This window comes from Bacteriovorax sp. HI3, from assembly GCF_059738875.1.
Genome location: NZ_AP026946.1, coordinates 1,159,539 through 1,172,189 on the forward strand (window position 1 = coordinate 1,159,539; position 12,651 = coordinate 1,172,189).

Here is a 12,651-nt window from a genome sequence, read left to right on the forward strand (position 1 = left end):
AGAATTCCCCAATGAAAACATTAGTGGGACTGCTTTTTTTAGCGCTTAATTTTGCATGGGCCTCAGACCTGAGTTCTGTCTATTTTTCTAAATTTAAGGAGAGCTCTTTTTCCGCAGAAGAAATCAAAGAATTAAAAAAGTATAAAGTCCTTTTAGTCCCCGGCGTTCTGGCCGAGTCGTTTGATAGTCAAAGCGGAAACCAGATTAAAGTCGGATTTATTTTTGAAGATGCTTTTCATGAACAAAAAGCTTTTCTCACAAAAGAGAAGATCGATTTTTCTTTTGCGGCCATTGATACTGAAAGTCCGGTTGAAGTGAATGCTTTAACTATCATCGGCGAAATTGAAAAATCACAAAAACCAGTTTTGATTTACTCACATTCAAAGGGCGGTTTGGATACATTGGAAGCTTTAAGGCTTAGACCTGAACTTGTCTCAAAAGTTCATGGGTGGGTGAGTGTTCAAAGTCCATTTTGGGGCTCTGAAGTGGCAAGCTTGATGTACGACAACGATTTTTTAAGACAGACGGGAAAGTCTCTTTTTGAATGGATGGGGGGAAGTGCTAAGGGCATGGAAGCGCTGACGATTAAAGAAAGAAGCCGTTATATGGATTCAGCGGACGTTCGCTCAGTTATAAAGTCACTTGATAAAAAACTTCTTAATTACGCAAGTTACAAACCGAATGCTTTTGGAGTGGATACTCCACTTGAGATTTTTAGAAATATCACTCAGGATCTTGCCGGCAATAACGATGGGGTCGTGTCGCTTAAAAGTGCCATGATGAAAGAGCACGGACTGAATGTGAATTATGTCATTGAGAAAAATGTCGATCATTTAATGACCATGACTAAATACCGTCCTGACAAACTGGACTTTCTGCAGAAGTATCGTGCAAAATATGACCAGCAGAGAAACACCATGACTTTACTCAAGATGATCTTATGAAAATTCTCGTCTTAGGCGGAACCCGTTTTTTTGGAACTCATTTAGTGAAAGGCCTTATTAAAGAAGGGCACGATGTCACTGTTGCCACTCGAGGCAATCTGGATTTTCCATTTAAAGACCAAGTTCGTTTTGAAAAAGCAGACCGAACCAAATTAGAAGACCTGCAAAGGCTGGCCACACTCGGGCCTTTTGATTTGATCTATGACCAGGTTTGTATGTCAGCTCAGTCCGCACACATCGCTTGTGAAGCCTTTAAAGGCAAGTGCAAGCGTTATATTTTTACCAGCACAGGCTCCGTTTACGATCCTGCAAAGGGAGTTGAGCTTTCTGAAGAGCTCTTTGATCAAACGAAATATAAAATCAATCTTGAAGACACCAATCCTTATGATTATCAGGAAGCAAAAAGACAGGCAGAGGCCGTTTTTTCGCAAATGGCTTCATTTGAAGTGGTGATGGTTCGTTTTCCCATTGTTTTAGGTCAGGATGATTACACGGGAAGATTAAAATTTCATGTGGACGCTGTACTTAATCAAACTCCAATCTTTTTTCCAAATCTTGAAACACAGATGGGTTTTATTCAATCGCATGAAGCAGGGGCCTTTCTTAAATTCATTGGAGAGCATACGTTTACTGGTGCTGTGAATGCCGTGAGTTCAGGTTATATTTCATTGGGAGAATTGATGAATATGATTGAAGATCTCACAGGTAAAAAAGCAGTGTATGCCAACGAAGCAAATGACGTTAATCATTCTCCATTTGGCTTTGATAAAGACTTTATGATGCCTAATAAAAAAGGATTATCTCTTGGGTTTAGCTTCGATCTTTTGAGAGTCTATCTGCCAGAGCTGATTAAGTTTTATATTTAATAAAATTTTTCACGACGGGATTTTTTCGTTTCGCCTTTTTGCTTTTTAGAGCTGATTCTTTTATTCACCGAAGATTTTGTAGGTTTGGTTGGCTTTCTCACTTTTGGCGGATGAGCGATTGACTCAATCATTTCATGAAGCTTTTCAACAACAGACTCAATGTTCATATGCTGCGTGCGATGCTCCTGACTCGATAACGTCAGCACTCCATCAACACTCAGTTTATTCTGGTATTTTTTGATAAATCTCTCGCGCACGATTGGCGGCAGAGAAGAGGTGTGAACATTCCAATGCAAGGTGGCCTTCGTGTTTACTTTGTTCACGTTCTGGCCCCCAGAGCCGCCGCTTCTGGAAAAACTTAATTCGTATTCTTGTTCAGGAATATTGTATTTATACATAAAAAAAGTGTAGATTGAATTATGGACAAAAACCAGGAAATTGAAGACCTCATTCTTTCAACACTCTCATTTTATGAGCCGATGTCCTTTTCTAAAATTGTCTTTGATATGGACACGGAACTCCTTAAAAAGTTCGCCGATTTCGACAAAGATCAAATGCTTCTTATTTTAAAAAGCCTGGAGAAACGAGGCCTGGTCAAAAAGACTGGGGATGCTTCTGAGGCCCAGTGGCAGAGAATCCACAAGAAACGCCCTTTCTGGAAGCGTTTTTTCTAGTTTTTACCCTGTAAACTTCACCATGCTCGCTTGCCAAAGCCTGTCTTTTTACCTACTTTGGCGATCACTTATGAGCACAAACGAAAGAGTCCAATCACCAGATTTACTACCTATTACTGCCTGGCTTCCGACTACAATGAAGGAAGCAAAAAAGCGCGGATGGGAAGAACTCGATGTTATTTTAGTAACAGGGGACGCTTACGTTGACCACCCGGCCTTCGGGACGGCGGTTATGGGCCGTATTCTTGAATCAATGGGATTAAGAGTTGCCATCATTGCCCAGCCAAACTGGCGCGATGACCTTCGCGACTTTAAGAAATTTGGGGCCCCAAAATATTTCTTCGGAGTGACTTCGGGAAATATGGACTCAATGGTTAACAAGTACACTGCGGGAAAAAGGCTTCGTTCAAACGATGCTTACACTCCTGGTGGATCACCTGACTTCAGACCTGATTACGCTACAACTGAGTACACACGCATTTTAAAGAAACTCTATCCAGAGACTCCCGTTATGCTGGGAGGGATTGAGGCTTCACTTCGCCGAGTGACTCATTACGATTTCTGGTCAGATAAATTAATGCCAAACATTCTTTCGACATCAGGAGCTGATCTTCTGGTTTATGGAATGGGTGAGCAGCCGATGAAAGAACTAGTGAAACTGGTTCTTGCAGGCGTGCCTTTTAATGAAATTAGAAACATTCCCCAGACGGCATTTTTGATTGATCAAAAAGACAAACTTCCCATGGGGATGCCTGGTTGGGATGATTTTGAACTGACAAGCCATGAAGTGTGCTTAAAAGATAAAAAAGCGTATTCAAAAAACTTCATGCACGTAGAAGTAGAGTCTAATAAACAATTCGCTAACAGACTTCTGCAAAAAGTAGAAGGAAAAACCCTGATCATCAATCCTCCGTACCAGACGATGACGGAAAGTGAGATTGATGCTTCTTTTGATCTTCCTTATACGAGATACCCGCATCCAAAATATAAAGACAGAGGAGCGATTGCCGCTTACGAGATGATTAAATTCTCGCTCAACACTCACCGCGGCTGTTTTGGTGGATGCTCTTTCTGTACGATTTCTGCTCACCAGGGAAAAATGATTGCCAGTCGCTCAAAAGACTCGGTGATGAAAGAGCTGGATCAAATTGCAAAGATGCCGGACTTTAAAGGCTATATTTCAGATATCGGTGGCCCTTCTGCAAATATGTATCAAATGAAGGGAATCGATCAAGAGCACTGTGATAAGTGTGCTGCTCCTTCATGTATTTTCCCGGTCATCTGTAAAAACCTGGATACGAATCCTCAAAAGATGACTGAACTCTACAAAGAAGTTGCCAAGCATCCAAAAGTTAAAAAGGCCTTCATTAGTTCTGGTCTTCGTTACGACTTAATGTTTAACGAAAGATCTCGCGACCCGAAAAAAGATGCAGAGTATGTCGAGCAATTGATCTCTCATCACGTTTCAGGAAGAATGAAAGTGGCCCCGGAACATACAGAAGATCATGTTTTAAAATTTATGAGAAAGCCTGCGTTTCATTACTTCGAATCTTTTAAGAAGAAGTTTGAAGAGATCTCTCTAAAAAAAGGTCTGCGCCAGGAATTGATCCCGTACTTTATTTCATCTCACCCGGGAACAACTCCTGAGGATATGGCACAACTTGCGGTGAAGACAAAGAAGCTTGGTTACAGATTAGAGCAGGTTCAGGATTTTACTCCGACACCAATGACTGTTGCTACTGAAATTTATTATTCAGGATATCATCCATACACTCTTAAAGAAGTGAAGACTGCCATCACACTTGATGAGAAGACTCGCCAAAGAACATTCTTCTTCTGGTACAAACCAGAAAATAAAAACTACGTGAAGAATTACCTGGCAAAAAATAAGCTGTTTGATTTAACGAAAGAACTTTTCGGTTAAGGAAAGTTAACTTTGATGAAGTTGTCGATGTTCACATCTTCAACACTCATTGAGCGAAGTTCTGTAATGACGTAGCCAACTTCGGCCGGAGTCAGAGGTTTTTTCTCGCGGGCCACTTCCCAGCCCCAGTTCCATTGATATTTATTTTTGATCGGAGAGTGGTGTCCGGCACGTACTCCAGTGTAGATCACATAGCCCCATTTTGGGCCAGCGGCCTTTTCTACACACGAACGCAGGCGAAGATCGGCCTGGTCCATATCGTTTTCACTTCCACCAAACCAATAGCGCAGGTCGTGCTCTGTACAACAGTGCTTCCAAAGCCCAGGCTTTGAGTAAGTTCCGTCGGCGAACATGGTGCATCCGTCTGTCTCAAAGGGTTTTAGCTTAAGCTCAGCTTTTAAGCTTGGCGCCATAATCACAAGAGAAAGAAGACTTAGAAGTTTTAAACTTTTCATTAGGAAATTCTATCCCAGAATTAGTGATATTTGGAAGGGTTTGGTGGACGAAATGACTAAACATATCTAAGCTATTAAAAAATGGAGTTTTAATGGACCACAAAGACCTTAAGAGTACCCTACAAGAATTGCCTGGCCTAAATCGCGATCAATTACAAGACATCGAGGATAGGTTAAGTGAAATCAAAGACCGTACAACAGAGTTTGTTCAAAAGCATCCGCTGACATCAATCGCGATTGCTGCTGGGATTGGCTTTATTATCGGCAAACTTCTTTCAGGCAGGCGCTCATGAACGACATTTTTAAAATCGGTGAATTTTTTCTGAACTACTTTATCGGCCGAGGAAATATGATCAGCGAGAAGTCGCTGGAAATTTCTGCTGAAATTTTAAATCAACTAAGGCGCATTCTTATTCTTGTGGCCCTGATGTTGGGAAGCTTAGCTCTTTTTTGTCTGGGAATGAGCCACTTGATTGAAAGATTTTTAAATAACATCGACAACGGAGCGGCCCTTTTCACTCCATCGATCTGGTTTATTTTAGGCTTTCTGGCCATTTGTGCTGGAGTGATGGTCTATGCGACTAACAAAAGCAACTGGCTGGATATTTTTAAAGCTGAGAAAAAGGAAGCTCCTGCTCAGGCACCAGTGGCCGGCAACCAACTTGAATCAGTGATCAGTCTTCTTATTTTAGATTTTATTAAAGAGCGCGAAGCTAAAAGAGCTCAGCCAAAAAAAGATCAACCAGAAAGAGATTAATATGAGTAATGGATTTCACGAATTGTTTTTTAGAAACTTCTTTAAGCTAGCGACAGCTTTCGTTATTGCCGCTGGTTTTCTTTACGTTTTAAGTCCTTTCATTATTGCTTTTTTCTTTGGTGGGATGCTGGCCCTTGCCTTGAGCCCATTCGTGGCCAAATTCATGAAGGAATATAGTTGGAGTAAAAAGAAAGCGCTTAATGTCGTGAGTGCCGCTTTGTTTTTTCTCATTGCTGTTCCTTTTGGAATCTTTTTTATGAGAGGAGCAAGAATCATTTCTGAGTTCTTTACGAAACAATCTCTCTCTACACTCACTCAAACAACTCAAGAAAGCGTTTATAAATTTATTGATCAGCTTGCCGTAAGTAATCACTTAGAAAGTGAAATGGTGAAGGAGAAGTTTAATACTTTTATCACGACGGCCGGGACATTGATTTTTAAAACATTCAGTGACATGGTCACACAAATTCCGGATTTGTTACTCGGGGTTTTAGTGATGAATCTTTCTTTTTATTTTTTCCTTTTAAAAGAGGATGAAATCAGAGAAATTTTTGACCGTTATTATTATTTTTCAAAAGATCATTCAAATCGTTTTATTAACGTGTTGAAATCGAGCTGCCGTGAAGTTTTTCTTTCAAATGTTATCACCGGTATTCTTCAGTCGACGATTATTTCCCTAGGGGCCCTTGCTTGTGGGCTTGGTGATTTCTACATTGTTTTCTTTCTAACATTTATTATTTCTTTTATTCCAGTTATTGGGGCTGCTCCAATGGCCTTTGCTCTGGCCATTATTGCTTTTGTGGAAAAACGCACGGGAGCGGGGATTGCGATGGCCATTATCGGGACTTTTGCCGGTGTGGCGGATAACTTAGTCAGGCCCTATCTGGTAAGCCTTGGTGAAGTAGAAGTTCCGGCCTTTATTGGATTTCTTGCGGTTATTGGGGGAGTTTATGTTTTAGGTCTTCCAGGACTTTTCGTTGGTCCTCTCTTGGCCTCATTGGTGTACGGCGCTCTTCCTATTATCGTTGAAGAGTATTTCCCACCGAAAGAAAATAAAATCATTGAATCATTAGACGAGAACGCGTGAAAAAACCTCTCGTCTTTGTTGTTTCGATTGTCGGAATTATTTTCTTATTAAAATACTTGGTGCCAGAACTTGAAGTGCTCGATAGTTTGGCATCAATTAAAAGTTACCATGACCGCTGGCTTGTGATTTATCAGCAAGCTCCGCTAAAAATTCTTTTATTCTTTTTTCTTTTTAACATGATGATGGCCGCTCTTCCGGTGCCGGGGATTTCGATGATCAGCTTCATCGGAGGAATGCTTTTTGGCTTCACCACAGGCGCTTTGCTCTCATCAATCGCAACTGCGCTGGGAAATCTTATTGGTTTTTTCATCGCCCGCTATTTCCTGCAAGAATGGATTTTAAAACGCTACGGAGAAAATGCCAGGATCTTTAAAGAAGAATGGCAGAACGAAGGAACTATGGCACTTCTGTCGTTCAGGCTTTTTCCTTTCATTCCTTCATTTGTCGCCAACCTTATTATGGGAGTTTCTAATCTTCATTGGTGGACTTTTTTTTGGGCGAGTTGGGTGGGGCGTATTCCGATGGTAGTGGTCTACACTTGGGCGGGTGTTCAATTTGCCAAAATAGAGGGATTAGAGGATATTTTAAGTCCAAAGGTTGCCTTGGCCTTCATCATCCTGGCCCTGCTTCCTTGGGGATTTAAATTGATAAAATCATACCGGGATAAAAAATGAAAAAAAGAGTGGTGATTGTTGGTGGAGGATTTGGTGGTTTAAAAGCAGCAAAAGTCCTGGCCGATTACCCCGATCTTGTAGAAGTCACTCTCGTCGATAAAAGAAATTACCATTTATTCCAACCTCTCTTATACCAGGTCGCGACAGCAGGACTCTCTCCTGCAGACATTGCGATGCCAATCAGGAATGTTCTCTCTGATGCAAAAAATGTCACTGTCTATTTAGAAGAAATTAAATCCGTTAACATTGCTCATAATTCATTAGAGACGACAGGTGTCTCGGCTAAATACGATTATTTAATTCTTGCCTGTGGAGCGACTCACAGTTATTTCGGCAAAGACCATTGGGAGGAATTTGCTCCCGGGTTAAAAACATTAGAGATGGCCACAGAGATTAGAAGGCGCATACTGATGGCCTTTGAGATGGCCGAAAAAGAAGCTGATGAAAATATCAAAGCAGAATGGCTGACATTTGTGATTGTTGGTGCAGGTCCAACGGGTGTTGAAATGGCCGGCGCGATTTCAGAAATTGCCCGTCAGACAATGGAAGCAGATTTTAGAAATATTGATCCCAATAAAACCAGAGTTATTTTAGTTGAAGCAGGACCTAAGGTCCTTTCGAGTTTTAATGAAGAGCTCTCTCTTGATGCTAAAAAAGACTTACAGAATCTTGGGGTTGAAATCATGAACCAAACAATGGTGACTGATATCAATGCCACAGGTGTCGCGCTAAAGCTTCCTGATGGGAAAGAAGAAAGAATAAAGTCTCGCACTGTTGTGTGGGCCGCTGGAGTTAAGCCTTCAGCGATCAATTCAACTTTGGGTGTGCCATTAGACCGCGCTGGAAGAATTATTGTCACAAAGAATTTATCACTTGAAGCTGCACCAAATGTTTTTGTTATTGGTGACCAGGCACACTTTGAAGAAGAAGGTGGCCGCGTCCTGCCGGGACTTGCACCAGTGGCGATTCAAATGGGCGCGCATTCAGCAAAAAATATCATCCGTATGATTAAAGGTGAGAAGGCGCGCGAGTTTAAGTATCTCGATAAGGGACAGATGGCGACGATTGGAAGAAAGCTTGCTGTCATGGAATTTAAAGGATTAAAAGCGCGCGGAACGTTTGCCTGGTTGGCATGGCTTTTTGTTCACGTTTACTACCTGATTGGTTTTAAAAACCGTCTGTTTGTTCTGATGCAATGGACATGGTCGTACCTCACTTTCTCAAGAGGGGCACGACTGATCACAAAGAAGAATTGGCAAGAGACTTAGCAAGAGACTTAGGCCTTAGAAAGAATGTACTCATTAATGCTTGGAGCTTTCTTATAGAAGATAAAGGCCCCAACTAAACAGATCGCTCCGTTGATTAATAAAGCAGAGTGCAGTCCTAAGTGTTCAGCTGAAAAGCCCATCAATAAACTACCAAATGGGGCAATCCCTAAAAGGGCCACGTTAAAGAAGCTCATGACACGTCCACGTTTATCATCATCAACAGTACTTTGAATCATAGTATTGCTTGAAGCAAGCTGAAGCATCATCGACATACCAGTGGTAAAAACACTAAAGAGAATAAACTGGAAGTGTTCCAGTTGAGAAAGAATCATGAGGAATAACCCGAAAGCTATACCTGCGCTACCAACAATGCGAGCAAGAGTTGGTGCACCTCTGCGGTTACTTAGATAAAGGGCACTGATAAGTGAGCCGACTCCAACACAGCTTGAAATCCATCCTAAAGCTGTGGCCCCACCATTGGGAACTTTCGCAGCGATAGCTGGGAAGAAGGTTGTATAAGGAATCCCAAAGAAGCTAATAAAAGTTAAAAAGAAAATGACGGCGCGAAGGTGTTCATTTTTAAAGATTGCTTCGTAACCAACTTTTAAGTTAGAGAAAATTTTTCTCGGGTTAAAGGCCGGTGGAATGTAAGGAGAAACTTTTACGTTTAAGAGTGCGATTAAAACGGCAATGTAGCTGACTCCGTTAATTAAAAAACACATTCCTTCACCGACAATCGCAATCATCGCTCCGGCAATGGCCGGACCTAAAAGTCTGGTCAGGTTAATGACAGACGAGTTGATGGCAATTGCGTTTGGTAAATCTTTTTTTGAACCAACCATTTGAACAACAAAGGCCTGTCGGGTCGTCATATCAAAAGCGTTAATTGTACCGAGAGTAAAGTCGAGAATGATTAAATGGGCGAGCGTGACATGTCCGGTGAAAGTTAAGATTGCAAGTAAAATGGCCTGAACGGCCGCGAGAGCTTGAGTCCAGATCAAAAGTTTGTGCCGATCCACATGGTCGACGATGACTCCGGCAAAAAGGCCAAAGACGAACATGGGAAGCTGAGCAGAGAAGCCGGCGAACCCCAACCACATAGGGGAATTGGTGAGCTTGTAGATCATCCAGCTCATCGCCAATTGCTGCATAGAAGTCCCTATGAGGGAAATAAATTGTCCACCGACATAGATTCTAAAGTTCTTATTTTCTAGAGCAGGAAAATTCATTGGTTCCTATTTATAGGCCCTCGCATATTGTGGAGGCACCTGTGCTTTTTCGCCAAAGTGAAGAGCTGCTCGAATCGGCCAGTTCGGGTCGCGGAGCAGTTCGCGTGCAAGCAAGATCACATCAGCTTTTTTAGTTTCTAATATTTCTTCGGCCTGATCAAAGTCTGTGATAAGCCCCACGGCACCAGTGACAATTCCTGTCTGTGCTTTGACTTGTTCAGCAAACGGTGTTTGGTATCCTGGAGTCAGAGGAATTTTCGCTCCCGAAACATTTCCTCCTGTCGAGACATCAATCAAATCAATTCCTATTTTCTTTAATTCTTTCACATAGGCAACACTATCTTCAATGCTCCAGCCACCATCTGTCCAGTCTGTTGCAGAAATACGGAAAAAAACTGGAAGGTGAGCGGGCCAGACGTCGCGTAGAGCTTGGGCCACCATCAATGGAAAACGCATTCTATTTTCCAGTGATCCTCCAAACTCATCTGTTCGTTTGTTAGAAAGTGGAGAAAGAAACTGATGCATCAAATAGCCGTGAGCGCTGTGGCCTTCGATGATTTCAAATCCCGCTTCAAGTGCTAAGCGGGCAGAGTGTTTAAAGCTTTCGACTAGTTCATGGATTTCTTTTACTGAAAGCGCTTTGGGAGTAGCATAGCGTTCAGAAAAAGCAATCGCACTAGGGCCGACAACTTCCCATCCACCTTCGTTAAGTCCTAAAAGTCTTTCGCCATTAAATGGATTGCTCATTGAAGCTTTTCTTCCAGCGTGGGCAAGTTGGATAGCAGGAATGGAACCTTGAGATTTAATAAACGCTGTGATGGGTTTTAAAGCGAGCATTTGGGCCTGGTTATAAAGAGCGAGACAGCTTTCAGAAATTCTTCCTTCAGCGACAACTCCTGTTGCTTCAACGATGACGACAGCAGCTCCACCAGAAGCGCGTGCACCGAGGTGAACCAGGTGCCAGTCGTTAGCAATACCGTTAACGGCCGAGTACATACACATTGGAGAAACAACGATGCGGTTTTTTAAAGTCAGCTCGCGAAGTTTAAGAGGTGATAAAAGTGTTGCGGTCATTATAAGCTCCTTAGTCATTCTTCTCTACACAATAGACCAATTCTAAATTGTGGACAATACTCATTGAAATTGATTTAATGTTAACCAGAGGTTGACAATGATTTTAAAGGATATCACTCAGATTCGCTCGTTTATGGCCATATACCAGACCAAGAGTCTCACTAAGGCGGCAAAGAAAATGGGAATGTCTAAGGCAGCGATGGCCAAAAGATTGAGTCTTTTAGAGTTCGAGATGGGTTATAGCCTTTTTCGCAGAAGCACCCGCCAGATTGTTCCAACCCCTGAAGCCGATAGGATTTTTATTGAGGCCCAGCGCTTACTTGACCACGTTCAGGAATTTGAAGCGACCTTTAGTAAAGACGATGCCATGAAGGGGCTTATTAGAGTGACGTGTTCGATAACTATGGCCCAGGATATTCTTGCCCGCGTGCTCAATGATTTTCAACTTAAACACCCCGAACTCACTATCGAACTTGTGGCCACTGATAGTATGCTTGATATGATTGAAAATAATATTGATCTCGCCATCAGGATCAATCCCGGAGAGAACACTTCTTTTCAGGGACGAAAAATTGGCCAGCATAGAATGGTCATGGTCGCTTCTCCTGAGTATTTAAAGAAGCACAAGAAGATCAGGCAACTGGAAGATTTAAAGGACCATCGTGTGCTTTTTATCAACACTCATGGTGAGTATCAGTTCAAATCAAACAAAATGAAAATTAAGGCCTTCACTAAACCCCGCGACTTTCTCACTAATGACCCGGGGGTTTTAACTAAGCTTGCAGTAGATGGAATGGGGATCGCGATCAGGCCACTATGGAACGTCATTGAACTGGTCAATAACAATAAACTTGAACTCATTTTAAAAAATGAAATCATCAATCCAGTAGGAGATGTGTGGCTGCTTTCCTCAGTGGGAAAAAGACAAACTCACCGCGTGCGTGTACTTTTTGATGAACTGGTTGAAACGCTGGCACCGTTTTTTGACAATTAGGGCTCTTTTATCAGCGTGACCAGATAAGGACCTTCCTGGACAGCGATTGCTTTAGAGAAACCTACGCGCATTTTAAAGCTTGGCCCAAAAATCACAAAAGTATGGAACTCACCATTTTCTCCAGCAGGATCAATTCCTGCTGGAAGTCTTTCGATAAATTTTTCGTTGAACTCACAAGCTAAAAATTCATCGCTTAGTTTCTCAGTCATAACAGCAGTGACTAAAGCTTTGTGTCCTGTGGACAGGAATTTTTTTGTGATGTCTAAAGTTGAACGCCCCCAAAGAGGGAAGAGTCCTTTCATGCCAAGATCAGCGAGCATCTTTTCTTTAAAAGCGCGTACATCTTCAAGATTGATGTCACCAAAGGCCACAGTTTTAATCCCGCGCTTGGCAAACATCGCCAGGATGTAGCTGACTTGTGAGATATACTCTTCGTTAGTGGCATCAGTTGGAAGAAAGATTCTTTGCAGGGGAAGCTTAAGCATTTTGGCCTGCTCAACGACCATGACGTCCGGGATTCCGTGAAAAGGCACACGGCTTTGATCGCGGTTAAAAGTTGTCACCAGGCCCACGACTTCGTAGGCCGGGTTGGTTTGTAGTTCGTGTAGGGCAAGAGCACTGTCTTTGCCGCCGCTCCAGAATAATAAGATTTTTTCTTTTTCCATGGCGGGGATTATCCCATATTTAAAGCGTTTTGTTGATCAA

Annotated in this window: 15 protein-coding genes; 10 read left to right on the top strand and 5 right to left on the bottom strand. The window is 42.2% G+C overall.

The window, feature by feature from the left end; translation table 11 throughout:
* Positions 1 to 11 precede the first annotated feature (11 nt).
* Together AC6JA8_RS05800 and AC6JA8_RS05805 are read left to right on the top strand one after the other, a co-directional pair.
* Positions 12 to 944: a hypothetical protein gene (locus AC6JA8_RS05800; protein WP_497976194.1), complete on the top strand. Its 933-nt coding sequence runs from the start codon at positions 12 to 14 to the stop codon at positions 942 to 944.
* Positions 941 to 1,810, top strand: coding sequence for an NAD-dependent epimerase/dehydratase family protein (locus AC6JA8_RS05805; protein ID WP_497976195.1), 870 nt, complete (start codon positions 941 to 943; stop codon positions 1,808 to 1,810). The genes AC6JA8_RS05800 and AC6JA8_RS05805 overlap by 4 nt, the downstream gene beginning before the upstream one ends.
* On the opposite strand, the gene arfB is transcribed toward AC6JA8_RS05805, so the two are convergent.
* Positions 1,807 to 2,208: an alternative ribosome rescue aminoacyl-tRNA hydrolase ArfB gene (arfB, locus tag AC6JA8_RS05810; protein WP_497976196.1), complete on the bottom strand. Its 402-nt coding sequence runs from the start codon at positions 2,206 to 2,208 to the stop codon at positions 1,807 to 1,809. The two genes, AC6JA8_RS05805 and arfB, sit on opposite strands and share 4 nt — an antisense overlap.
* A 21-nt stretch (positions 2,209 to 2,229) precedes the next feature.
* Here arfB and AC6JA8_RS05815 point away from each other — a divergent pair, with 21 nt between their 5' ends.
* A complete protein-coding gene (locus AC6JA8_RS05815; protein WP_497976197.1) occupies positions 2,230 to 2,484 on the top strand; it encodes a hypothetical protein in 255 nt (84 codons plus the stop codon).
* A gap of 70 nt (positions 2,485 to 2,554) precedes the next feature.
* Entirely contained in the window at positions 2,555 to 4,408 is a 1,854-nt protein-coding gene (locus tag AC6JA8_RS05820; protein ID WP_497976198.1) for a YgiQ family radical SAM protein, read from the top strand.
* Here the strand turns inward: AC6JA8_RS05820 and AC6JA8_RS05825 are convergent.
* Positions 4,405 to 4,863, bottom strand: a complete 459-nt coding sequence (locus AC6JA8_RS05825; RefSeq protein ID WP_497976199.1) for a hypothetical protein — start codon at positions 4,861 to 4,863, stop codon at positions 4,405 to 4,407. The genes AC6JA8_RS05820 and AC6JA8_RS05825 overlap by 4 nt on opposite strands.
* A gap of 92 nt (positions 4,864 to 4,955) precedes the next feature.
* Here AC6JA8_RS05825 and AC6JA8_RS05830 point away from each other — a divergent pair, with 92 nt between their 5' ends.
* Genes AC6JA8_RS05830 through AC6JA8_RS05850 form a run of 5 tightly spaced genes read left to right on the top strand, consistent with a single transcriptional unit; the run spans position 4,956 to position 8,649 of the window.
* Positions 4,956 to 5,156: an ElaB/YgaM/YqjD family protein gene (locus AC6JA8_RS05830; RefSeq protein WP_497976200.1), complete on the top strand. Its 201-nt coding sequence runs from the start codon at positions 4,956 to 4,958 to the stop codon at positions 5,154 to 5,156.
* Entirely contained in the window at positions 5,153 to 5,620 is a 468-nt protein-coding gene (locus AC6JA8_RS05835; protein WP_497976201.1) for a hypothetical protein, read from the top strand. The genes AC6JA8_RS05830 and AC6JA8_RS05835 overlap by 4 nt, the downstream gene beginning before the upstream one ends.
* A gap of 1 nt (position 5,621) precedes the next feature.
* A complete protein-coding gene (locus tag AC6JA8_RS05840) occupies positions 5,622 to 6,707 on the top strand; it encodes an AI-2E family transporter (RefSeq protein WP_497976202.1) in 1,086 nt (361 codons plus the stop codon).
* Complete coding sequence (locus AC6JA8_RS05845; RefSeq protein WP_497976203.1) at positions 6,704 to 7,381, top strand: TVP38/TMEM64 family protein; 678 nt, start codon at positions 6,704 to 6,706, stop codon at positions 7,379 to 7,381. The genes AC6JA8_RS05840 and AC6JA8_RS05845 overlap by 4 nt, the downstream gene beginning before the upstream one ends.
* Entirely contained in the window at positions 7,378 to 8,649 is a 1,272-nt protein-coding gene (locus AC6JA8_RS05850; RefSeq protein ID WP_497976204.1) for an NAD(P)/FAD-dependent oxidoreductase, read from the top strand. Before AC6JA8_RS05845 ends, AC6JA8_RS05850 begins: the two co-directional genes overlap by 4 nt.
* 8 nt (positions 8,650 to 8,657) lie before the next feature.
* Here the strand turns inward: AC6JA8_RS05850 and AC6JA8_RS05855 are convergent, their stop codons facing one another.
* Both AC6JA8_RS05855 and AC6JA8_RS05860 read right to left on the bottom strand, forming a co-directional pair.
* Positions 8,658 to 9,878, bottom strand: coding sequence for an MFS transporter (locus AC6JA8_RS05855; protein WP_497976205.1), 1,221 nt, complete (start codon positions 9,876 to 9,878; stop codon positions 8,658 to 8,660).
* A gap of 6 nt (positions 9,879 to 9,884) precedes the next feature.
* On the bottom strand, positions 9,885 to 10,952 hold the full coding sequence (locus tag AC6JA8_RS05860; RefSeq protein WP_497976206.1) for an NADH:flavin oxidoreductase/NADH oxidase: 1,068 nt from the start codon (positions 10,950 to 10,952) through the stop codon (positions 9,885 to 9,887).
* A 97-nt stretch (positions 10,953 to 11,049) separates the two neighbouring features.
* Between AC6JA8_RS05860 and AC6JA8_RS05865 the strand changes: the two genes are divergently transcribed.
* The gene (locus tag AC6JA8_RS05865; protein ID WP_497976207.1) at positions 11,050 to 11,946 is read left to right on the top strand and encodes a LysR family transcriptional regulator; all 897 of its coding nucleotides are present in this window, start codon (positions 11,050 to 11,052) and stop codon (positions 11,944 to 11,946) included.
* Here the strand turns inward: AC6JA8_RS05865 and AC6JA8_RS05870 are convergent.
* Positions 11,943 to 12,611 carry a Dph6-related ATP pyrophosphatase gene (locus AC6JA8_RS05870; RefSeq protein ID WP_497976208.1) on the bottom strand — a complete coding sequence of 223 codons (669 nt, stop codon included), beginning with the start codon at positions 12,609 to 12,611 and terminating at the stop codon, positions 11,943 to 11,945. The genes AC6JA8_RS05865 and AC6JA8_RS05870 overlap by 4 nt on opposite strands.
* Between the last annotated feature and the right edge of the window lie 40 nt (positions 12,612 to 12,651).